Source organism: Acidobacteriota bacterium, assembly GCA_030949985.1.
Taxonomy (GTDB): Bacteria; Acidobacteriota; Polarisedimenticolia; order J045; family J045; genus JALTMS01.
Genome location: JAUZRX010000046.1, coordinates 1 through 22,092 on the forward strand (window position 1 = coordinate 1; position 22,092 = coordinate 22,092).

A 22,092-nucleotide genomic window follows, 5' to 3' on the forward strand; every position below is an offset into this window, starting at 1 on the left:
CCTTGAGGGTGGCGCTGCCATGAGTGATGGTCCGACCCGATTTTTCAAAGCGCTGCACGCCGAGGTGCTGAACCTGCAGCTGCTTCGGGGCTGTCCTGAACCCCCAACTCTTTTCCGCGCGCGCCATGAACCAGTCGGCAATCTCATCACGACCCTTGACAGCTACCAGTTTACGGCTGCTGTTGTCACGACGGGTGGGGTTGACGATAACCTCGAAACCATAGCAGTCATGTTGCAGAAAGCCTTGCGGGATGGGTTTACTCTGGATTTCACCATACTTCGGCGGCCGGGGTTTGCGGTTGGAGAGCATCAGAATCTGACGCATATGGCGCCCCCCCCCCTTGTCGACATAAAGAATGCCGCTCGGCTTACCTGCACGTTTCTCTTCCTCGCTGCGGACATCGTCGAACAGGCTATAGACGACCCGATGAATGGAATAGGGGTCCGTGATGCGCAGCGACCTGCAATCGGCGCTGCCAAGACGCAGAACGCTGGCAATCATCGTGCCTGCTCCTCGGTTTCCGGCGGGCGGCAATAGAAGTCCTGCGCCCAGCGTGCCTTGATGTCCTGCGCGCGCCAGTGGAAAACCAGTAGTTCGTCCAGAAGCCGCGCGTGACTCAGCGGCCACCGTCCATGGGAACCGATAAGTCCCAGCAGTGGACGCAGAATGCGGCAAGCTTCTTCTACGGAGTCGCAGGCCAGCAGCCGACGCAGACGGGCTCCAGCTTGATCGCTCTGGTTGCCTTCTTCGTAACAACCAGCCAGAGCTCGGCCGATACCATGAAGACCATCCCGCTCGACTTTCGCCCGCGCCAACGCGGCCGCCACGCAGGCAAACGGCAGCCGCTCCCAAGGCTTTTCCAGGTCGACACCGAAGGCAGCCAGCGTTGCCCAGCTCTGGTACTCGGTGGCCGGGTTGTCAGCGCGGCGCAGGCGAGCCGCCTCGCCCGTGTCCTGCTGGCAGCGCTGCAGCACGAAGGCGACAAAGCCTTGGCCACGACTACGATGGGCCGTTTCTTCGCTCATGTCGATGCTCCTTGACTCAGGTATTCAATCAGATTGGGTCGACACTGTGCCCAAGCGATCAGTTGTCGAGCCGTACCGCGAGGACAGAAATCGCTGTAGGTATGGTTTACCAGTGTGGCGAAGACCTTGCGCAGCTCCCGACAGGGATTCGCTGAAGCGTCTTCCGGATCACAGGCATCCACCAGTCGCTGGAAGTAGCGTTCGGCGAGTTGCCAGAAGACGTTGGTGCTCGTGGCGGCGTATTCACCCCCCTCCAGCTTCTGGGCCTTGTAATAGTTGAAGGTGGCACCATAAAGCCGCTTGGCAATCTCTTCCAGTGCCTTCATTTCGTGGCTCAGTTGCACGTACCAGGCCTCCCCCAGGATGTCACTATCCAGAAGCACGAGAGATTCGACAAAATCGTCAGTACCCGACACGTATTGTTCTCCCGCGTTGCGGCTAACCCGCAGTCCCCCGGACCACACACCGATGCGGTCCTCATGGCGGCGAGCACGGGTCAGCCCAAGACTGAGCTGATAGCAGTCGAAGTGGCCTTTTCCCTCCTGGCCCATGAAGCTCAACAGGGCAGTGAGTTGCCGCCACGGCCGCTTTTCCGCGTCCGCCCACAGGGCCTTGGGAACTTTTGTTGCATTATTGACGGCCACACTGGGATCGACTCCCCCCTCCTTATAGGTGAGATGATTGATCCCTTCTGTGCAATGCAGGCCCTCCTGTTGGAGCAGAAAAAAACGGGAAAGTGGCACCAACCTCCCCATCAAGCTTTCCCGCAATCGCCTGGCGACAGGACAATCCTCACCGGCAGGGAGCGCTTCCCAGGGCGGCGTACCGAGCCCCTCGGGATAGAAGCTCATCGCCTCGATCTGCTGTTGGCTAAAGAGGTTCAACCAGATCGTCTTGGTCAGTGTCCTGGATTGCAGGAAACTGTGCAGGTAACCCATGACTCCGATCAACGCGCCCGCATGGGCAGAACGCTTTTTAGTGTAACCGGGACTCAGTACCACTTTCTGGTCAGCTCTCTTTCCGCCCAAGGCAAAACCAACCGCAGTGACGAGCAGTAGCGCCCGCTCAGCGTTGGAGAGTGGCTTTTCCACCTGCGATTCGGTAAGCACAGTGGTATTGCCGGTGGCAATATCCGGCAGGAGCGTGCTGTCACTCCAAAGTTGAGAACCTTTTAGGGCGGGAAACTGCAGGAAGGGGTGCTCACCGTAGAGCCAAAACCGGTCATACCAGCGACCCAGGTAATCCAGGCAAGACTGGGCCATTCCGTCAGCACCCATCGTAGCCCATGTCTCGTCGTCCTTTGGGGTGGCCGCCGCCTGAGCGATGGCCAGCAGCAGTTTGGTGACGGCTATCTTCTGCACCGGATTGCCACCGAGGGCACGGTATTCCGGTTTGGAGAATAGTTGCCTCAGGCTTACGCGACCAGCCTCCACCACCGGTATCCACGGCTCGTCGATGAGGTTGAAGCGGTCTTCCTTGTTCATGTTGGCTCCTTCAGGGAATGCTCTTCTCGGCCACGTAGCCTCGTCGATCATCATAGCTCAACCGCCAATCGGCGTTCGCGGGAGCGCCGCTCAGGGCCCGGAGTTCTCCGTCAGGTGCCACGAGAGCCACGCGCAGATGGGCATTGTCCTGCTCCCGGCTGCCCAAATAGTGGTAACTTCCCAGCCAGTGAAGGCAGCGACGGTCCACCGAATCCGGCGCCTGGCCCGGCGGCACCCTGACGAGTTGGCGTTGCAACGCCGCCGCTCGTTGCCGCCAGGCCCGGTGGCCGTCTCGTCTTGGATCATGGGGCAGGAAAAGCGTTTCGCCGTCGACAAGGGTCACTTGCATGCCCCTCCGCTTATGGTGGGGCCGTACGGCTCGCAGCAGCAGAACGTCGACGCTGTCGCGGTCGCTGTAGCGAGTGGGGGCCTTTTCGTCGGATTGGGTCGGACCGATGTACGCCAGCCCCCTCCGGGCGAGTTGGCGAAGCTGTTGCCGGCCCATGCGGTGGCGACTGCCATGCTCCAGTTCGTGGAGCGCCCGGGCCATGCCGCCGGTCTCGGGGCGCTCCCGATATGTAGCTTCGATGAGGTCGCGAATATCTCCGGGCAAACTCACCTGCTCTCGAGTGGACCACACCTCGAGGCTGCGGTAGAGCACATAGGGGGCATAGACACAGGCGGTTCTGCCGAACACCGCGCTTGGATCTTCTCTGGCTTCGGCAAGTCGCGGCGCCAATAGCCATGCCTCGCGACGGGCCTGGCACGGCCGCGGAGTATCGGCATGGCGCCAGAGGCGGCCCAGCCGTTGCAGCAACATGTCGCTGGGTGCGAAGCGGGTGACCAGGAAATCGGCGTCGATGTCCAGTGATTGTTCGAGCACCTGGGTACCCACTAGGATTCGACCGTGACTAGCGCGCCCCTTACCGCGCGCCTTACCGTAGAGAGCGACCCAGTAACCCTCATTGCGCTGCCGGTCGGCTCTAGTGAAGCGCGAGTGAAGCAGGCCACACTCGATACCCACCTCGACCGCCCGTGCGGCCAGCAGGGCATGTTGCCCCTGCGCTTCGGTCACGGTGTTCTCGATCCATAGGACTTGCTGTCCTGCGGCCGCACGGTGCAGCGCTTCCTCGATAGCCGGAGTGTCCGCCGCCTCGAATTGCAGCCTGACAGAACGGTCGTCCAAGCCGCACAAAGGCAGTTCCAGCAGCGTTTCCACGTCATCGGGACGGGCGGTAACCAGCGGATAGTGGCGTTGATGCACCGCCTGTTGCAGTAGCGCCTGGCGGCGTTCCGCACTCAGGGTGGCGCTGAGGATGATAACTGTGCAGCGAAGCTGCCTCAGGGTGGCGACCAGTTCGTCCAGCAGCAGACCGGTGTAAGCATCGTAGCTGTGAACTTCGTCGAGGATCACCACCTTGCCCGCGAGCCCAAAGGCGCGCACGAACCCATGGCGCACGTTCATTACAGCCATCAGGGCCTGATCGATCGTGCCCACAGCAAAGGGAGCCAGGATTCCGCGTTTGCGGGCGTCAAACCAGCTCTGCCCCGGCTGCCCCTCTTCCCCTATCTCCACCGCTTTCAGCCAGGCATCGCCGTGCAATAGTCGGGGGAGACGGTGGTTACTGTCGAGCGCGAGAATACGATCGAGAAAGGCAGTGACCCGCTCGTGAATCCTTTCCGACGTGATCTGCGTAGGCAAGGCGAAATAAAGGCCAGTGGCCTGGTTGCTGGCGAGTGCTAGATAGGCGGCATAGAGGGCCGCTTCGGTTTTCCCGACTCCCATCGGCGCTTCCAGAACGAAGACGCCGGGTCGGCAGGCGTGTTCATAGAAACGTGTTTGGCTTTCCCTCGGTGGAAAACCGAATATGGACTCAAAGCTGAGTCCTTCGATGGTCTGCGGGATCACGAATCCAGCTTTATCCACCGCCGGTGCGATCCGGTCACTCCAATTGCTCAAGGGAGCTTCCAACAAGGAACCGGAGCCGATCCAATCGGCCACCGTAGTGAGTCCCGCCACTACCCGCGCCTGGTTTTCGTCACGGATTTGCGGCCAGTCGCAATCCAACTGCTGCTTCAGTTTGGCGATAAGAGTTTCGCGGATCTCTTGCCAAAGTGGGCCACCGAAAACGGAATCAGTCGCCAGTTTTCCCTCCACCCGGGGGGAATAGCCGTGGTGTAGGCCAGCGATCCGGGGTATGAAACGTCCAGTGCCGATGGCCTCTAGTGTGAGCTGGCTCACGCCAGGGTGCCCGCCCCAGTCACTCTCTCTAACGTGGGCCACCTGCCGGTACTCCGCCGGAGTATGGTCGGCACCTGCGATGGCGCGACGGATTTTAAGCTGAAAAGTAGGAGATATCTTGCCCACGTCATGGGCTGCCGCTACCAGTTCCACCCCGTCTGGAAAGAGAGCCCTCCGCAGGTCATTAGGTATTCGTCCCAGCAGCTCCCGAGCGATGCGGCCGACAATCTCGCAGTGGTCCAGGACGGTGTGTCCCGGTTCGACCCCCCGAGATGTCTGTTGCGTCTTCGCCAAGCACTCGCCTAGCCCCGGAAGCAATGCCTTGGAGGCCGATGGTGGCGAGTCGCCCTTCTTGTTTCGCGGTCTTTGCACTGCATTCCTGCGCGGAGCCAGCGGTTGCCGTTGGTGTCACGTGCGACGGAATTCTCTATTCTCCTTCCGAACAGACGAGAATCTCTTCCGAAGGAGCACGAGCCAGGGCCGTTATATCCTGTTACTCTGACAATGCCGCAGTATATTGGTTTAGCGTGAACATGACAAGTAGGATATCGGAGCCCCTAGGTGGCCCCTGATCCTTGAACAGTGTCCTGAGCAAATTATGAACATCCTCAAAATCGTCTAGACTTTTCCGCGTTTTTAGGAATACTAAAGCATTGAAAATCCAAACGGAGGTGCGGTCATGGACTCATGACAAGCTTACCGAGTTACGGCGGCGTGTTGTTGCCGCCGTGCAGAGCGGCAAGTCTCCTGCAGACGTGGCGTGAGCGCCGGAAGCGCACCGCACTACGGTCTACTCTTGGCTGACCAGCTATCGTGACGGAGGTTGGCATCAGCTTGATGCACGCAAGGGTTGGGATGCCGCCCGAAACTCACGCCGAAAATGTTGGCGTGAACCTACAAGACGGTAACGCGTGGTGATCCACGGCAGTACTACTTCCGCTTTGCGTGGTGGTTTAGCAAACTGGTCGAAGAACTGGTAGCCGGGCGCTACGATGCTCGGTTGAGCAGCGTGTCCGTGCGGAGACTGCTGAACCAGTTGGTCCCTTCTGCGCAAAGGCCTCTTTGGCGAGCCTCCCAGCAGGATCCTGCTCTCGTTGAAAAGTGGCTGGAAGAGGAACTCCCACAGATCAAGGCAGAAGTACGTGAGATGAAGGCGGTGCCATGGTTTACCAATGAAACTGCCATTCGCCCGGACACCGACTCCGCTACAACGTGAGTTCAGCGGGGCAACACTCCGATTGCTTCAACCACTGGCGCTCGCAACTTCATCCCGGCTGTCAGTCGTCGCGGTGATTTCTGGTTCGACCCCAATCCTTGACAGTTCCCGGGGTGAGTTAAGGGGGATTCGAGGGGGGGACAGCTCGAGGCGGGTGACACAATCCTCCCGTTCCGCGGGGCTCAACCCGAAATCCTTCGCCGCTTCCAGCCGATGGCGCGCCCGATTCGCCACCCACGACGGCGTGAGGGGCACGACACTCCCAAGATCTCCGCGCGGAAAAGTCCTGCTGCCGCCCCCATGAGCAGCGCGTCTTCCCGCGCCAGGGCCAGGTAAGCCCGGTGCGCTGTATCGGGATTGAACCCTGTGATGCGCGCCATGCCCCGCCCGGAAGGGACGCTGTCACCAGCACCCGGGTGACCGATGTTCGGCGCGGAGAGCCGAGGCTCACGGATCTTCCCGCCACTCCCCCGGTCCCGCCGGGGAATCCGATCGAACCCCATGCCTTCTCCCGTCCCTCCTCGATCCCGCAGACTCCAGCTCCCCCCTTCTCGAGTGAGAGTCGTGGGTCCCGCCGTCGGATGAATATTCCGTCAAAGGATATCTTCGGATTCGCCGGGGACGCTCCCGCAGTCGCAATGGTCGTCATATCGAGGCCTTCCGGCCGCCGAAAAAGACGGCACCCTGGGGTCATGACCGGCAGCTTCAAGACCGTACAGAGTGTGCGCATTTGCCAGGTACGAGATGGCGGGATCCGCTTCGCGGTGGACCGCATCACCTCACCGGCGGATGTCTACGCGGCGGTGCGCGAATACTACCGGGGAGCTGACCGGGAGATCCTCTCGGTGCTCTGTCTCGACTCCCGGCACGCCCCGGTGTGCTTTCACGTCGCCTCGGTTGGGACTCTCAACACCACGCGCACCCGCGCCGCCGAGATCGTCAAACCGGCGATTCTCTCCAATGCGTCGGCCGTGCTCCTGATTCACAACCATCCCTCGGGCGATCTCGAACCCTCTCCCGACGACGTCGCCTTCACACGTAACCTGAGACAGGCCTGCGAGCTGTTGGGTTTGACCCTCCACGATCACCTGGTGATCGGCGACAACGGTTTCATCTCCCTGCGTGCGCGAGGGCTGATCTGATCCGACACCATGCGGCACGGGGCAGGCGCCCACGGAACGCAGCGCCGATGGAGCGATCGCCGTACTATCCATCCGGAGGCACGATCCGACGAAGCTCGCCCCAGGGAGCCTGGCCCTGATCCTGACCGCTGCCCTGCTCTTCGGACGCCTCCTGCACGGGACATGGAGGCCGACACGACGGCCACCGTGAAGCTGACGATGCGTTGTCCGCTTCAGTGCAGGCAACCCTCGTCGCCCGCTTCCCTGGGGGCGCCATCGCTGGCCGCGCCGTAGGTCCCGGCCAGGGCTCCGGGACGGACCAGGTAGAACCACGCCGTTGCGGGAGGCGGTAGCGCGGGATCCAGCGCCTCGGTGTCCGCCGAATCTTCCTCGATGCAGACCAGCGGGCCGAGATCGACCACGCCGGAAGTTTCCATCAGGTCCGCGACATCGCCCCGCGCGACGTCGTAGAAGAGATTTCCCGATGCGGGATCCCAGGTGATCCGCTCGGCCGAAGGCAAGAGAAGACCCTCTACCTCCGATACAGGCAGGGATCCTCCGTCGAGAATCGCGTCGAGCTGCTCGCCCCAGCCGCCGTAGTAGGTCCGATCCGCCAGCTCCATCAGTGCCGGGATCACCAGTTGATTGCGCGAGTCAGTGCCGGGCACGGCGTACAAGGCCATCTCGCCCACGGGCACGTCGAGATTGGCCGGTGCGTCGGGATAGCCCACCGGCGCCGGACCGTTCCACGCCTCGAAGTAGGCCAGGTCCGCTTGCAGGCGCCGCCAGAGCTCCGCCTGGGCCAGGCCGTCCTGCTCGACCTGGGCCTCGAGATGGTCGGCAGTGGTATAGAAATGGGGCACCGCATCGAAAGAGGTGAGGGTTCGCAGAGAACGGCGATAAGGCCCGAGTCGGTGGTAGTGGTCGCCGGCGGTCCGCGGAGGATGGAAGGCCTCGGCCTGGGCTGCGGTCGCCACCCAATCCGGCCAGCCGTCGGGAAAGATCTCGCCGGCGTGGGCTTCGAGGTAGCGCGTGACGGCCCGGGAGTAGTAGACCCGTGGCTGGCCCGAATCCTCGAAGGTGGAGATCGGATTGCCGATCAGCCAGTCCTCGTAGAGATCCACGCGGCCGTTGCCGTCCACGTCGGTGCAGCCCCGCTGCAGGGGCTGATGGTCCAGCCGACCATTGCCGTTGCCGTCGAAGAAGAGCACCCCGTCGCGGGTCGCCGACGGAAAGCGGCCCCCGGCATCGTTGATCACCTGCTTGAGGTTCGGATCCCAGGCCAGCGATGAGTAATCCAGACTCACCTCGTCGTAGGCGTAGTCGCGCACGGGGTCGTAACGAGGATTCTTGCCGTCGTCATCCGGCAGGCCGTTGCCGTCGCCATCGAGGGCGGGATTGCAGTCGTAGGCGGCCCGGCCCATTTCCACGGTACGCACCTGGTCCGTCCCGATATTCTCCCAGAGACTGACATGACGCACCCGACCGACGAAGTCGGCGGCGTAGGTATCGAGAACGACCGGCGTGATCATCGTCCCGTTCGAGGTGGCCTCCACACCCATCAGGGCCGTCAACACCGGGCGGCCGACGATCTCCTCGATGCTGCGTCCCTGGTCGTCGGTCTTCAGACCCAGGGCGAAGAGCCAGACATCGCGAGCCGCCAGGGCGCAGACGGGACCCCGGTAGTCGTAGACCCCGTCGCTGGCCACCCCCTGGTCCTCGCCTCCGGGGTAGACGAACTGGACGACGACGAAGCCGGCTCCGTCGGCCAGTTCCGACCAGTCAGAGATCGAGCCCGGCCTGGCGCCGCCGTGCATCGCCACCACCACCGGAGGTCCATCGAGATAGCGGTCTTCGGCGGCCGTGGCAGGCCACTGCAGGTAGACGCCCAGAGTGCCGCCCCCGGCCGCCTCGGACTCGAGACGAACAGTGGCCTCCTCGGCCGCCCACCCGAGGGGGACCGCTGCCGCGAGGAGCAGGAAGAACTGGGCGGCGGCCAACGCCGGGTGCCGAATCGTCATGGTGATCTCCTCACGCGCCCCTTCCCGGCGGAGAACCCGTCACCTATACGACGATGGGTAGGCCGGGGGGTTGACCTTCCGGGGCGGCAGGAACTCGATCTGGCTCGGGGCGGTCAGCAGGATCTGGGGACGGCCCCTGTAAGCTGTGATCCGCCCACTGACCACCACCTCCCGGCCGCGGTAGTAAGCGTCGGGCTCGTCAGGAAACAGCAGCCAGACGGGCTTGAAGAGAACCAGGCTCAGGTGGCGCTTGTAGTCCCGATGGAAATTGAGAAAGCAGACCTTGGCCAGGCAACGGCCACCGACGAGGGTACCCCGCACGCGCACGGCCTCCCCGATGTGATCGGCGGCCTCGAGCCAGCTGATCTCGGCCATCGACGCCGGGTTCCACAGCCCCCGCCTGGCGGCGCGGGCCCGCGCCTCGTCGGCCACGTAGACTTCGAGATCCCGGAAAGGGAAACGGGGATAAGCGGTCACCAAGCCCGCCGCGAGCAGCTCCCGCGCCGCGTTGCGGCCGTCGGGCAGGATGACGTGACGCAGCAGCCGCCCGTAGCGGTCGGTATCGTCGCCCACGGAGTCGCGCAGCAAGGCCACCTCCGCTCCACCGACCAGGCGCTCGAGAAAAGCCGTCGCCCGATCATGACCGCGCTGGCCGGGCCGCCCCCCGTGGGGCGCCTCCGGCGCGTCGATGCCGATCAGCCGCACCCGCTGCTCGCCGGCGTCGGTCTCCACCGCCAGGGTGTCGCCGTCGATCACCGCGAGCACTCGGGCCGCAGTACCCGGCTGTTCGGACTCGAGGCCCGGACCACAAGTCGTCAGCCAGATCCCGACAATGACCAGGACAAGAGGAGCCAGGCCGCCTCGCACTCTCATGGATGGGATTCTACGCCCCGCGCCCCACTCCGGGAGCCGGAATATGGGCACCGCCGCCCGGCGCGCCCCCCGGGGAGCTACGGCAGCAGTTCATCACAGTCGTTGAGAGCAAAGTAATAGTAGTAGTGGTTCTGACCGTCTTCCGCGGCGCCGGCGTCCGTCCACTGCACGCCGGGGCGCGAAGCATCTTCGTCTACCACGCCTTCCCGGTAGGGCGCCGGCGCGTTCTTCATGAAGTCGGGGGTATCGCCCCGGTAGACGGTCCAGCGCGTCGCCCCGCCCGTATCCCAGGTGGCCAGCAGGTCCGCACCGACTCGCTCGTGCAGAACGCTGGGGCCCACCCCCGTGGCGCCGGAATTGTCCGAGCAGGCCGGTGGCGAATCGCCCACCACCACCAGGGCGAAATCCTGATCGTGGAGGGCCACGTCCCCCAGGGTTTCGGCCCGCACCGTGATGGTCACCGGACCCGGAAAGGGCGAGGCGAGAAAGACGGCTTCCTTGTTGTTGAGTCGATCGGCCTGCTCCGAGGGCGTCACGGTCCAGCCTCCTTCGAAGCCCTGGTTACCGCGATAGGTAGTGCCGTCGGCCAGGGTGACGATCAGGTCCAGGTCGTTGACCAGGGCCTTGCTCGCCGAAGAGGAACCCGGCGCGTCGGTCCAGGTCAGCATCACCTTCAGCGCTGCGGCGGAGCGCAGGCCGATCTCGAAGACCTGTTCTTCCCCGTCCGTGGAAAGGCCCGTGGCGGTGTTTCGATCGTCGAGCACCCGCAGCCTTTCGGCGGGCGCATCCGCGGAGAACCACAGGGCGTCGTCCAGGGTCACCCGGCCGAATCCCTGGTCGCTGTTGGGACGGTCGCCACGGGTTCCCGTGCCGGTCATGTTGCGGGTGGAGGCCAGCATCGTCGCCTTGATCAAGGCGGCGCTGGGCGCAAATCCGTCGGCAGCGTTGGCTGCGCCGGAAGGGTAGTAGCCCCGCCGGTAGTATTCCCGCACCAGCGCCGCACTGCCCGCCGCCGCCGGCGTGGCCATGGAGGTCCCCGAGGCGGTGAACCAGCCACAGGAAGGGTTCGCCTGGTTGCGGGCGGAGGAAACGCCCTGGGCCGGCGCCAGCAGGTCGGGCAGCATGCGCCCATCTCCCGCGGGTCCCCGGCTCGAGGCGCTGTACATGTTTTCGTGGTTCGCACCGTTGACGGTGCCGCCGACGGTGATCGAGTTCTTCGCGTTGGAGTAATTGCCCAGGCTCCCCGGAGAGGAGCCGCCGTTGCCCGCGGCATAGAGGATCAGGAAATCCTGGTTCTCCCACATGAAGCGGTCGATCTCCCGGGCGCCGCTGGCGTAGAAGTTGCCTCCTCCGCCCCAGGAGTTGGTGTGAATCCGCGCCCCCTGGCCGTAGGCGTCACTCCAGGCGCTGGCCAGGTCGGAAGGTGGCGAGACCGAGCCCAGGGTGCAGGCCGCAAAACCCCCGGCCTGGATGTCCTGCAGGATGATCTTGGCCTCCGGGGCCAGCCCGTCGTGGTCGCCGGCATTGGAGCACGCCGCGGTGCCGCTGACATGGGTGCCGTGGTCGTTGCCGCACAACGCTCCCAGCACGCCCCCGCCCCAGGCCCGGTTGTCGACGATCTTGCCGCCGGCGTCGAAGCAGCAGTGCCCCGTGTCGATCCCCGAGTCCATCACCGCGATGATCTCGTCGAGTCCGCGAATGCCCTGCTGATGGACCCTTTCGTTACCGACCTCGCTGGTCTGGCAGATGCCCCGGCTCGAGTCGTTGTAGAGCCGGGCCTCGACCCGCGGCTCGACGAAAAGTACACCGTCCAGCCGGGCCAGAGCCAGGGCCTGCTCGAGGCTCGCGACCCGGACCCGCAGCCCACTCGGCCACTGCTCGAGCACCTCGGCTCCGGTGCCCCTCACCGCCCGGCGCAGGGCCCGGTCGCCCATGAAAGAGGCCGTCGTCAGACGCAACTCGGTGCCCGCGCTCAAGGTCGTCGCGTCCCTCAACGGGGGGGCCAGGCGCCAACCCGGGTGAAAGGCCTCGATCCCGCGCACCTCCGGCCGCGCGGCCAGGGAGCCCACCTTGGCGGCCGGCAGGTGCACCAGCAGGCCATGGTCGGCGATGGCCTGCAGCGCCCGGCCTCCGAGCCCCCGCACCAGCGCCCGGCGCCGGCGATCATCGACCTGCGGGTCGAAAGCCACCACCAAAAGGCCACCGTCGGCAAGGGATCCAGCCAACAGCTCAGGACGGATCCCGGCCACCCCCGGCAGGTGGACCCCCGGCAGGGCCGCGAGGCTCACAGAGGAAACGAGGAACAGGGAGGACAGCAAGCAAACAACAGTGGCGGGGAAAGGCGACAGCCCTCCCCGGCGACTCGCTCGGCGCAGCACGTCAGCCTCCGGTGAGAGAATTCAGGACTTGAACCCGGACCAAAATGCACCGGCATGCGGCGGGCCGGAGCCTGAATTTACGGCCAATCACCGGGAAGAAAAGGATTTTTTGCCCGCCTCCGAACACGAACAGCGGCCGAGCTTCGAAATCCCCTAAATTTGGTGTGCAAACGATTAGGAGTGGAGCTAATCTTACACCTTGGTTATGCCGGCTGCGGGCGCACCGAGGGGTCCGTGGCACCGGCGAGGCCCCAGGGGACCTTCGTCCAGGTCCGGCATCCATGCCGGCGGCCCATCCCCCCGTGCCGGATCACGCCCATGAGTTCATCCGACTCTGTCAACCAGGAAAAACCGCCCTCAGCCGGCATCAGGAAGAAAGACCAACCGCCCGCGGAAATCGTGATCAACATCGCGTGGTGCAAGGGCTGTGGCATCTGCGTCGATTTCTGCAAGCCCCAGGCGATCGAGATGAAGGGACCGGTGGTTTCCATCGTCTCGGTGGACAAGTGCACGCGCTGCCGCATGTGCGAGGCCATGTGCCCGGACTTCGCCATCGAGATCGATCCCCCTGTCCCCATGGAGAAAATGGCCGCCAAGGCCCGGGAGGGGCGCCGATGACCACCATCAAGCTCGAGCCCAAGGTCCGGGTGATGTCGGGCAACGAGGCCTGCGCTCACGGCGCGCTGGCGGCCGGCATCACCTTTTTCGCCGGCTACCCCATCACGCCGTCGTCGGAGATCGCCGAGCACCTCTGTCACGCCCTGCCCCGCCGTTCCGGCCGCTTCATCCAGATGGAAGACGAGATCGCCGCGATGGGAGCGGTCGTGGGCGCGTCGCTGGCTGGGGCCAAGGCCATGACGGCCACCTCGGGCCCCGGCTTTTCGCTCAAACAGGAAAACCTCGGCTTCGCCTGCATGGCCGAGGCGCCGTGCGTGGTGGTCAACGTGATGCGGGGCGGACCGAGCACCGGGCTGCCCACCATGCCCTCCCAGGGCGACGTGATGCAGGCGCGCTGGGGCACCCACGGCGATCACCCGATCGTGGTGCTGACTCCCAACTCGGTCCCCGAGACCTTCGAATTGACCATCCGCGCGTTCAACCTGGCCGAAACCTACCGCACCCCGGTGATCCTGCTGCTCGACGAAATTCTCGGGCACACCGAAGAGAAGTTTCGCACTCCGGAATCGGTGGAAGTCCTCGACCGGGTCGGTCCCGACTGCCCGCCTTCCGAGTACCTGCCCTACAGGCACACGGAGTCGGGCGTCCCGCCGATGGCCGCATACGGCGACGGCTACCGTTTCCACGTCACCGGCCTGGCCCACGACGAAACCGGCTTTCCCACCAACAATCCTGCGGAGATCGAGAAGCTGGCCCTCCGCCTGCACCGCAAGATCGACCAGGCCCGGGCCGACATCGTCCAGGTCGTGCGGGAAGAAACCGACGACGCCGAGCTGCTGGTCTTCGCCTACGGCTCCACCTCGCGCTCCGCCGCCCAGGCCGTGCGCGAGGCGCGGGCCCGCGGGATCAAGGCCGGACTGCTGCGGCCGCGCACCATCTGGCCCTTCCCCGACCAGGAAATCCGCGAGCTGACCTCCCAGGTCCAGGCCATCATCGTCCCCGAGATGGCCCTCGGGCAGATCGCCCACGAGGTGGAGTGGGCCGTGGCGGGCGCGTGCCCGGTGATTCCGCTCTCCCGTATCGATGGACAGCCGATCCGTCCGGGACAAGTGCTCGAGCAGATCGAGAAGGCGAGCCGCTAGGCGCGGCCCGGAGGGACCCATGGCGAAAAAGCTCATCGACTACAACAAGTATCTCCGCCTCGACAAGTTCCCGCTGATCTGGTGCCCGGGCTGCGGAGACGGCATCGTCCTCAAGGCCATCTTGCGCGCCATCGACCGCCTCGGCCTCGAACAGGACAAGGTCTGCATGGTCTCGGGCATCGGTTGCTCCTCCCGTACGCCGGGTTACGTGGACTTCAACACCCTGCACACCACTCACGGTCGCGCCCTGGCCTTCGCCACCGGCGTGAAGATGGCCCGGCCCGAGCTGCACGTGATCGTGGTGACCGGCGACGGCGACGCCTGCGCCATCGGCGGCAACCACTTCATCCACGCCGCCCGGCGCAACATCGACATTACGGTGCTGCTCTACAACAACTGGATCTACGGCATGACCGGCGGCCAGGCATCCCCCGCGACCCCAGCCGGCGACCGGGCCTCCACCGCTCCCTTCGGCGCCATCGAGCCCAACTTCGACATCGCCCGGCTGGCCGCGGCGGCCGGGGCCAGCTTCGTGGCCCGGGAGACGGTGGCCAAGCCCGCGCTGATGGACAAGTGGATCGAGAAGGCCATCACCCGCAAGGGATTCTCCCTGGTGGAGTTGATGACTCCCTGCCCCACCACCTATGGCCGCCGCAACCGCATGGCCAACCCGGTGGACATGGTCGAGGATCTCAAGCGCCGTTCGGTTTCCGTCGCCAAGGCCGAGCGGCTGGGCGACGAGTTGCCCGACAATGCTATCGTCACCGGGGTCTTCGTCGACGACGAATCCCGGCCCGAGTACACCGAGCGCTACGCCCGGCTGGTGGAGAGTCTCGGCGGCACGCCGTCGCCCACTTCGCCGGTCGGTGCGAAGTGACGGGAGGCGAAATGAGCTTTCGTTACGAAATGCGCCTGAGCGGCGAAGGTGGCCAGGGACTGGTCCTGGCAGGCAAGATCCTCGCCGAGGCGGCCGCGATCTACGACGACCGTAACGCGACCCAGAGCCAATCCTACGGTCCCGAGGCCCGCGGCGGCGCGAGCAAGTCGGAAGTGATCATCTCCGACGGGGAGATCGATTTCCCCAAGGCGGAGAACCTCGACCTGCTGCTGGCCCTGACCCAGGAAGCCCTGGACAAGTACCACCACGACCTCAAGCCCGGCGGCCTGCTGCTGGTGGATGCCGACGCGGCGACCCGCCTTCCCGAAGGTGCCTGGAAGGTGATCCAGGTGCCCTTCATCCGCATCGCCAGGGAGAAAATCGGCCGGGCGATCGTGGCCAACATCGTGGCCGTGGGCGTGATCGTGAAGCTTTCCGGCGCCGTCAGCGTCAAGGCCGCGGAAGAAGCGATCCTGGCCCGTGTCCCGCGGGGGACCGAGGAACTCAACCTCGAGGCCTTCCGCACCGGTCTGGCCACCGCGGAAGAAGTGGCGCCGACAGTGAGCTGATCTACCGGGGCTCGCAACGACCCGGCGAAGTCCCGCCGGTGGAGCGGTGATGAGCGACGTCCTCCGGAGACTGATCGACCGCACGCGCCCCCTGGGCAACCACGCACGCAAGCATCTGCGGGCGGCGGAGAAATACGGCGACCTGCTCCTCGAGCGCCTGGAACAGGCGGGGGCGCTGCAGCGGGTTCCCCTGGACCGCACCTCGCCCGCCCTGAAGGAAGCCTTTCAGCAGGTCGCCGAGGCCGGCCGGGATCCCAAGGAAGCCCTGACCCTGCTGGGCACCTACTACAGCATCCAGTACCTGCACTTCGGGTCGCGTTCCCTCGAGCGCCTGGCGATGGACCTGGCCGAGCGGCCCGAGCCCCGCAAGGCGTACCGGGCGTTCATTCGCCGCACCGAGGAGGAGTTCACTTCCCTCGTCTCGGCCTACATCCGCCGGGTGCTGCGGCTGCTGATCCCGCCCCACCTGGCCGCGCCGTTCGTGATCTGCGCGGTAGGCACCCGCGGCCACCAGGACGACATCGACGTGGCCGTGCTCGACGAAGGCAGCGAGGCGCGGGAGGAACTCGACCGGGTCTTCGGCCGGCTGACGGTGCAGATGCTGCGCCACGCCAGCGCCTTCGACCACTACCTGGCCGAACGGGTCGGCGCCCACGGTTACTGCCTGTCGCCCGCGGAACTCTCGCGCCTGCTGCACCGGGGCCGACTGGATTTCGTGGTGGTCACCGAACTGATGCGGGCCGAACCCCTGGTGGGTAACCGGGGACTCTACCGGCGACTGGTGCAGGAAGTCATCGCTCCATTCATCTATCGCCCCGGAGAGGACAATTCCCGCCACGAACTCTATCTGCGCTCCCTGCTGGGCGAGATCCGCTCGCTGCTGCTGCGGCCGGCCCCCGCCGGGTCGATCAACCCCAAGGACGACGCCCTGCGGTTGATCATGGCCCTGACGCTCTCCTTCAAGACCATCGAAGGGCTCGACAGTACCCGCACCCGCGAACTGCTGAGGGCTCTCCGCTCGGTGCGACCCGAGCTGCGGGCCTGGATCGCGCGCCTCGACCGCAGCCTGCTCTTCCTCGAAACCCTGCGTCACGTGGTCCAGCTCCTGATCGCCCAGGAAGAGGCCATCGACGTGGATTCGCCCCGAGGCCGGGAACAGCTCAACCGGGTGGCGGCGGTGATGGGCTACCAGGACGGCATCGGGTTCCGAGCCGCCGATCACCTCCTGGTGCACTACCAGGAAGCCGTACGAGAGGTGCGCGAGGCGACTCAGCCGCTGATGGACGCGGTCACCCGGCACCTGCGTGAGAAGAGCCGCTTCGCCCGCTGGATGGGAGGGGAGGGCAGCGGCGGACGTCCCCTGCGCCCGGCCCTGGAGCTGGCCCTGGGCGCCCGGGCCTTCCGCGGCGTACGCTTCTGGGACGACCTGCTCGAGGCCTTCGCCGATCCCGACAGCGCCCTGCTCGACGCTTTCGTCGCCGACTACGTGGGCGCCCGCCCCGGCGAACGCCGCCGCTTCGCCCAGGAGTACGCCGACTGGGGGCGCCTGGCTCCCTACGCCCTGTTCAACCTGCTGATCTGGCTCACCGAACGCTGCCGCGGGCGGCCGGGCATCGACCCGGCCCGGGAGATCACCGACGCCTATCTCGAACGCCTCGGTCGGCGCCACGAGGATGTGCGCGCCATCTCCCGGGTCTTCCGCTTCTACCCCGATCTGACCAACCGCCTGCTGCTGACTCTCGACCGCGACCAGCTCGCCCGCCTGCACGACAAGCTGGACGACCCCATCGGGGATTCCATGGTCGCCGCCGCCCGGGACCGCCTGCGGGACCTGGTGCGCATCCATCGCCGCTCGAGCCGCTACATCAAACGCGTGCTGGCGCGGCTGACCGTGCGCCATCCGGCGACCGTGCTCGCGCTGAGTGACGATCGGGCGCTGGGCACTCTGGCCCAGGGCCGGCACGCGGAAGCCGAAAGACAGCTCGACCGGGAAAAACAGAAGGCCCTGCTCGGTGACTACTACGACATGGAATTCCTGCGCATCGCGGTGAGCACCTTGCGGGGCAGGAAATCGGACCGGGTGCGGCAGGAGTTCAGCGAAATGACCGAACGCTACCTGCGGAGCACACTGGACATCTGCCTGCGCCAGGTCGAGCAGGAAGCCGGGACCCGCATGCTGCACCGTGACCGCCTGGGGCTTTTCCTGGCCGGCGGCCACGCCCGGCGCCGCCCCTACGATGAAGACTACGACGTGATCGCGGTGATCGACTCGCGGGAAGCGGAAGAAACGCGGCTGGCGGAAAAAGCCGTCGCCCGCCTCAACCGGCAGATCGCTCGACGCGGCATCATCGCCCAGTACCACATTTCCGGACGCTTCGGGCGTTTCGTGATGGCCTTCGACGAGCTGGCGGATTTCCTCGGCAGCACCCGGGAAGACCTGCTGGTGGACCTGCACCAGCTCGTGGGCGGACACATGGTGATCGGCTCGAGTGCGGTGGCCCAGGTGATGGAGGCTCGCATCCTCGCCCCCTTCGTCTTCGACAGGGCCGAGGCCTTCGTTCAGCGCACCCTGGAGGAGCTCGCCGAACGCCGCCGCCTGTTCCGCCCCCTTCCCGAAGAAATGATCCACCTCAAGGAGATGCCCGGCGGCATGCGGGAGATCGACCTGGTCTTCGCCATGGCCAAGGCCCGGGCGGGCTTGGCTTTTCCGCCGGAAGAGCAGGTGGTCGAAGCGCTCTCGCGCCAGGATCCTTCCCGGCGGAAGGTATTCGCCCGGCTGCGGGCGGCCAATGACTTCTTCGTCGCCCTGCGCTCGGCCTACCGGGTCTCGGTGGCGGGTACCGACGTGATCGAAAGGGAGTATCTCACCGAACCCGCTCGCATCCTGCGGGTCCGGGACTGGGGCGGAAAGACGGGAGCCGAGCGCCTTTTCGAAAGGATCCGCCAGGTCGCCGACCAGGCCCGCGAAGCCATCGACGCCTACATCGAGAGCCTGTAGTCGCGGTCCCCCACCCGGCCGCGGAGGGTCCGACCGTCGGGACTCCAGCTTCCCTCGGCGAGCACGGTCAGCAGGTCGGCCACCCAGGCCAGCTCCCGGCCCTCGAGTCGGCGCAGGTGAACACCCCCCTCGAAGGCCAGGGCCACCGGGTAGGCGGCGGCGGCGGCGACGGGCAGGTCCAGGTCTTCGAAGAGGTCCGCATCACTGATCGGCAACTCGTGAATCGGCGAGAAAGTGATCAGCCAGCAACTCTCCCCGGCTTCCATCAGCGCTCCCAGGCCGCCCTGCCCCAGGTGCCGGTGCGCCTCGGCGGAAGTGAAGAAGAAAGCTCCCCGATCGATCCCGGCCGCGCCGAGCACCACCAGATGGGCGGGCAGCCCGCCGGCGGTCGGCCGACCGACCCGGAGCAGATCCTGGTCGGTCAGACGCTGCCAGGGCGCGGCCCGGTAGAAACGGCAGGCGGCATCGGCAAAGGCCCGCAGCACCCCCGGGTCCATGCCGGGCTGCTCGAGAGCCCCGTCGAGTCGTTCCTCTTCGCGGAAGGGTTCGAGACAGGCGGCCAGGGGCGCGGACAACGCGGCGCTCTCGTCCACCAGCACCCGGATCCTCCCCGCCGGCACCCCGCGGCGCACCGCCTCGGCCAACTCCGAGCCCCGCACCACCAGGGTGCCGGGCAGGTAGCCGGCTCGGGCCGTGTCGCCCGCGAACTCCTCGAGCAACGCCAGCAGCCGCGCAGGCCCCAGTTCATGCCGGGCCGCCGGCTCGGAGACCGCTGTCAGACCGGTGCGCAGGCTGACCCAGGCCGCAATCCAGGGTCGGAAGGGTCTGCCGCTGTCGTCCTCGACCCAGATCGGCAAGCGGAGCAGTCCCCCCTGCCAGGTCTCGTTCTTCCGGCAGGCGAGAGACTCGAGTCGCTGGGTGATGGCTTGCGGCATGCTCAATGGGCCCTCGCCGGCAAGCTACGGTCCGCCGGGCCGGCGGGCAACAGGCTCCGACCCGGTGCATCGCGTCAGAGAGGCTCGGTATGCTCGTGGAAGGCCAGGCCCGCCCCTCTCAGCTCCGCCAGCACCGGCTCGTAGATCGCCGGATGGGTCGGAATATGACAGCCGGTCAGGGGAAACTCTCCGGTGAGCATCTTTTCCACCGCGATGGCGGCGGGGTTGCCCACGGAGCGCGCCATGGCCGTCATCGAACCGGGAACACCCTTGTCGGTGAAAGTGGCCGTGATGCGCTCACGGCGATCGCCGTCGTCCGGATAGCGCACCTCCAGCACGTGGTGCAGCACGACCATGTCCCGGCCTTCCGCCGGCAGTGCCAACTTCCGCTCGAGCAGGCCGATCAGCACTTCTGCGGATGTCTGCCCACCGGTTCCCAGAGGCTCGGTGTCGAACAGGCCGAGCCATTCCAGGTTGCGCATGATGGCCCCCGTGGGACTGATGCCCAGGAAGTTGGCCACCCGGGCCTGCAGATTGGCCCCCGAAGCGCTGCGAGGCAGGAACATCTCGACGATCTCCGCCATGGAGTGCTCTTCGAGCGAGGGGATACGCAGGTGCTCGTTGGGCAGACCGAGCTTGACGATCTGGCCCCAGGTCTCGCTCCAGCCGGGGTAGCGCAGGGTGCCGCGAATCATCGTGTGCACGTGATCGAGGCCGAAGATCTGCTGGTAGGACAGGGAATCCCGATTGGGATAACCCTCGAGCGTGCCGACCCCCGGAACCTCCACCCGCCAGGAACGATCGAAGACATGGTGCCAGGGAACGATCTTGATCTTGCCGTCGAGCAGGTACTGGGCCCCCTCCTCCGCGGCCATCACCACGTTGCGGGGGTTCCAGGTGATCACGTAGCGCAGGGGGTTGCACTCGCAGTCCACCGCCGGCAAGCCCCCGCCATAGGATTCGAAGCTCTCGATCCGGCCGCCGGCCCGGCGCACCCGATCGACGATTTCGGCTGCGGTCATGACGTCGATCCCCGGGTCGAGGCCCATCTCCGGCAGCAACAGCACCCCCTTGCGGCGGGCGTCGGCGTCGAGCTGGCGCAAGTCCTCGTTGCGATAGGAAACCGAGACCATGCTTCGGCCCTGCTGGACGCACTCCCAGGCGATCAGCGGCTGGAAGCGGGGCGGCATGAAGTTCACGACCAGGTCCGCATTCCGGATCTCTGCCGACAGGGCCAGGGTGTCGCTCATGTCCAGGGCCAGGTGGCTCGCGCGGTGATGGTCCTCCGTGCGTCGGGCGGCGAGGGCGTCGTCTCGATCCGCGACGGTGACGAACCAGTCGTGCCGATCGGCACGGTCCAGCAGGTAGCGGATCAGAAAGGGTGAACTCTGACCAGCGCCCAGAACGAGGATCTTCTTCATCAGGTGGCACCTCGCGCCGCCGCGGCGGCAAAGGACAGCGATTCTATCGGCCCCCCGGGCCCCGCGCCCCTTTACAACTCGTTTACAGCCGTTTTACCCCTTGCCTATAGCCCACCTGCTTGCCCCGCCGTAGTATGGCTATCGACCGCTCCGGGGCGCTGATCAGGACCGGCTTCCCGGATCGAGCGGCGACAAGCCCGAACAGCAAAGTAGAAACATGGCAAACAGCCAACAAAAACGCCAGAGGAGAACCACCGTGAAGCGCTTTCTGATCATCGCCATTCTCGCCGCCTTCGCCTTGAGCGCCCCCGTTCTTGCCTGCGGCAACGATGCGGGCTGCTGCAGTAAGGCCAACAGCGAGATGGCCAAGGGCTTCTGCGTCAAATGCGCCACCAAGAACGTCCAGAAGACCATTACCAATCTCGACAACGGCGTGAAGATTCTCTTCGCCACCCAGGATCCGGCCAGCACCCAGCAGCTGTTCAAAACCCTCCAGGCCAACCAGAAGGACATCGTCAGCTGCAAGGGCCAGTGCCCGACCAAGGCCAAGGGCGTCGAGCGTCAGGTCAAAATGGTCGAGGGCGGCGTGCTCGTCACCGTCACTTCACCCGACGCCGAGATGGTCCAGTACCTGCAGAAGACCGTCAAGGAGACGCTGGGCGCCTAGCACCGGGTTCACAGCACTCATTCAGCTCTGACACGGGGTCTGGCCGGTCCCTATCCCCCCTTCTACCACCACCCGGTCAGGTCTCACCGAAGCGGCGGGCCCCCCCTTCCCCGCCGCTTCACTTTCCCCACCGTGGAGCGAAGAATGTACCCCGTGGCCCCGGGGGCCGGGGGGGGGCGCAAGCCGCCGGGGGTGTCCGGACCCTGTCCGCGGCACCTGTCCGCATGCGGACGCCTCGTCCTCAAACTCCGCGCCCGAGCGCGGGTTCAAACTGGCCCCGCTCTTGCTCTCCCACGGGGCATGGACTGGCCCGAGATCCCCATCGAAAAGATACCCCCCGAGGCGTTCCTCCCTGCGCGCTGTCCCATCCGGCACTGCCCCTCCAACGCCCCGGACCGCCCCGCGCCCTTCGCCTTCAGGAGACACGGCTTCTACGACCGCAAGTGTGACGGAAGGCGCGTCCCGCGTTTCCACTGCTGCGCCTGCGGCAGGACCTTCTCCCAG

The 22,092-nt window shown here is 65.6% G+C and carries 16 protein-coding genes; 7 read left to right on the forward strand and 9 right to left on the reverse strand.

Going from position 1 to position 22,092, the window contains the following annotated elements; translation table 11 throughout:
• From cas6e to cas3, 4 genes are all read right to left on the reverse strand, one after another.
• The coding region (gene cas6e / locus Q9Q40_10620; protein MDQ7007677.1) for a type I-E CRISPR-associated protein Cas6/Cse3/CasE at positions 1–502 on the reverse strand (502 nt) is incomplete at its 3' end.
• Positions 499–1,026 (reverse strand): type I-E CRISPR-associated protein Cse2/CasB, encoded by a 528-nt coding sequence (gene casB / locus Q9Q40_10625; GenBank protein ID MDQ7007678.1) that lies wholly within the window; start codon positions 1,024–1,026, stop codon positions 499–501. The genes casB and cas6e, both read right to left, overlap by 4 nt.
• Positions 1,023–2,510 (reverse strand): type I-E CRISPR-associated protein Cse1/CasA, encoded by a 1,488-nt coding sequence (casA, locus tag Q9Q40_10630; GenBank protein ID MDQ7007679.1) that lies wholly within the window; start codon positions 2,508–2,510, stop codon positions 1,023–1,025. The genes casB and casA overlap by 4 nt, the downstream gene beginning before the upstream one ends.
• A gap of 10 nt (positions 2,511–2,520) precedes the next feature.
• A complete protein-coding gene (gene cas3, locus Q9Q40_10635) occupies positions 2,521–5,124 on the reverse strand; it encodes a CRISPR-associated helicase Cas3' (protein MDQ7007680.1) in 2,604 nt (867 codons plus the stop codon).
• A gap of 1,536 nt (positions 5,125–6,660) precedes the next feature.
• Here cas3 and Q9Q40_10640 point away from each other — a divergent pair.
• Positions 6,661–7,110, forward strand: coding sequence for a JAB domain-containing protein (locus tag Q9Q40_10640; GenBank protein ID MDQ7007681.1), 450 nt, complete (start codon positions 6,661–6,663; stop codon positions 7,108–7,110).
• A gap of 212 nt (positions 7,111–7,322) precedes the next feature.
• On the opposite strand, the gene Q9Q40_10645 is transcribed toward Q9Q40_10640, so the two are convergent.
• The 3 genes from Q9Q40_10645 to Q9Q40_10655 form a co-directional block, all read right to left on the reverse strand.
• Complete coding sequence (locus Q9Q40_10645) at positions 7,323–9,110, reverse strand: hypothetical protein (protein ID MDQ7007682.1); 1,788 nt, start codon at positions 9,108–9,110, stop codon at positions 7,323–7,325.
• Positions 9,111–9,149: 39 nt separating this feature from the next.
• A complete protein-coding gene (locus tag Q9Q40_10650; GenBank protein MDQ7007683.1) occupies positions 9,150–9,983 on the reverse strand; it encodes a thermonuclease family protein in 834 nt (277 codons plus the stop codon).
• Positions 9,984–10,060: 77 nt separating this feature from the next.
• A complete protein-coding gene (locus Q9Q40_10655; protein ID MDQ7007684.1) occupies positions 10,061–12,361 on the reverse strand; it encodes a S8 family serine peptidase in 2,301 nt (766 codons plus the stop codon).
• 318 nt (positions 12,362–12,679) lie between these two features.
• Here Q9Q40_10655 and Q9Q40_10660 point away from each other — a divergent pair, with 318 nt between their 5' ends.
• Genes Q9Q40_10660 through Q9Q40_10680 form a run of 5 tightly spaced genes read left to right on the forward strand, consistent with a single transcriptional unit; the run spans position 12,680 to position 18,565 of the window.
• Positions 12,680–12,979 carry a 4Fe-4S binding protein gene (locus Q9Q40_10660; protein ID MDQ7007685.1) on the forward strand — a complete coding sequence of 100 codons (300 nt, stop codon included), beginning with the start codon at positions 12,680–12,682 and terminating at the stop codon, positions 12,977–12,979.
• Positions 12,976–14,121 (forward strand): 2-oxoacid:acceptor oxidoreductase subunit alpha, encoded by a 1,146-nt coding sequence (locus tag Q9Q40_10665; GenBank protein MDQ7007686.1) that lies wholly within the window; start codon positions 12,976–12,978, stop codon positions 14,119–14,121. Before Q9Q40_10660 ends, Q9Q40_10665 begins: the two co-directional genes overlap by 4 nt.
• Positions 14,122–14,140: 19 nt before the next feature.
• Positions 14,141–14,998, forward strand: a complete 858-nt coding sequence (locus Q9Q40_10670; GenBank protein ID MDQ7007687.1) for a 2-oxoacid:ferredoxin oxidoreductase subunit beta — start codon at positions 14,141–14,143, stop codon at positions 14,996–14,998.
• 11 nt (positions 14,999–15,009) lie between these two features.
• A complete protein-coding gene (locus Q9Q40_10675) occupies positions 15,010–15,567 on the forward strand; it encodes a 2-oxoacid:acceptor oxidoreductase family protein (protein MDQ7007688.1) in 558 nt (185 codons plus the stop codon).
• A gap of 49 nt (positions 15,568–15,616) precedes the next feature.
• Positions 15,617–18,565: a hypothetical protein gene (locus Q9Q40_10680; GenBank protein MDQ7007689.1), complete on the forward strand. Its 2,949-nt coding sequence runs from the start codon at positions 15,617–15,619 to the stop codon at positions 18,563–18,565.
• On the opposite strand, the gene Q9Q40_10685 is transcribed toward Q9Q40_10680, so the two are convergent.
• Both Q9Q40_10685 and Q9Q40_10690 read right to left on the reverse strand, forming a co-directional pair.
• Complete coding sequence (locus Q9Q40_10685; GenBank protein ID MDQ7007690.1) at positions 18,547–19,500, reverse strand: hypothetical protein; 954 nt, start codon at positions 19,498–19,500, stop codon at positions 18,547–18,549. The two genes, Q9Q40_10680 and Q9Q40_10685, sit on opposite strands and share 19 nt — an antisense overlap.
• A gap of 74 nt (positions 19,501–19,574) precedes the next feature.
• Complete coding sequence (locus Q9Q40_10690; protein MDQ7007691.1) at positions 19,575–20,921, reverse strand: saccharopine dehydrogenase C-terminal domain-containing protein; 1,347 nt, start codon at positions 20,919–20,921, stop codon at positions 19,575–19,577.
• Positions 20,922–21,177: 256 nt separating this feature from the next.
• Between Q9Q40_10690 and Q9Q40_10695 the strand changes: the two genes are divergently transcribed.
• Positions 21,178–21,588, forward strand: coding sequence for a hypothetical protein (locus tag Q9Q40_10695; protein ID MDQ7007692.1), 411 nt, complete (start codon positions 21,178–21,180; stop codon positions 21,586–21,588).
• The last annotated feature ends 504 nt before the right edge of the window (positions 21,589–22,092 follow it).

Bases quoted from the DNA above. Each gene is read 5' to 3' on its own strand.
- casB (MDQ7007678.1), bottom strand. From the start codon at position 1,026: ATGAGCGAAGAAACGGCCCATCGTAGTCGTGGCCAAGGCTTTGTCGCC.
- casA (MDQ7007679.1), bottom strand. From the start codon at position 2,510: ATGAACAAGGAAGACCGCTTCAACCTCATCGACGAGCCGTGGATACCG.
- Q9Q40_10640 (MDQ7007681.1), top strand. From the start codon at position 6,661: ATGACCGGCAGCTTCAAGACCGTACAGAGTGTGCGCATTTGCCAGGTA.
- Q9Q40_10645 (MDQ7007682.1), bottom strand. From the start codon at position 9,110: ATGACGATTCGGCACCCGGCGTTGGCCGCCGCCCAGTTCTTCCTGCTC.
- Q9Q40_10650 (MDQ7007683.1), bottom strand. From the start codon at position 9,983: ATGAGAGTGCGAGGCGGCCTGGCTCCTCTTGTCCTGGTCATTGTCGGG.
- Q9Q40_10660 (MDQ7007685.1), top strand. From the start codon at position 12,680: ATGAGTTCATCCGACTCTGTCAACCAGGAAAAACCGCCCTCAGCCGGC.
- Q9Q40_10665 (MDQ7007686.1), top strand. From the start codon at position 12,976: ATGACCACCATCAAGCTCGAGCCCAAGGTCCGGGTGATGTCGGGCAAC.
- Q9Q40_10670 (MDQ7007687.1), top strand. From the start codon at position 14,141: ATGGCGAAAAAGCTCATCGACTACAACAAGTATCTCCGCCTCGACAAG.
- Q9Q40_10675 (MDQ7007688.1), top strand. From the start codon at position 15,010: ATGAGCTTTCGTTACGAAATGCGCCTGAGCGGCGAAGGTGGCCAGGGA.
- Q9Q40_10680 (MDQ7007689.1), top strand. From the start codon at position 15,617: ATGAGCGACGTCCTCCGGAGACTGATCGACCGCACGCGCCCCCTGGGC.
- Q9Q40_10685 (MDQ7007690.1), bottom strand. From the start codon at position 19,500: ATGCCGCAAGCCATCACCCAGCGACTCGAGTCTCTCGCCTGCCGGAAG.
- Q9Q40_10690 (MDQ7007691.1), bottom strand. From the start codon at position 20,921: ATGAAGAAGATCCTCGTTCTGGGCGCTGGTCAGAGTTCACCCTTTCTG.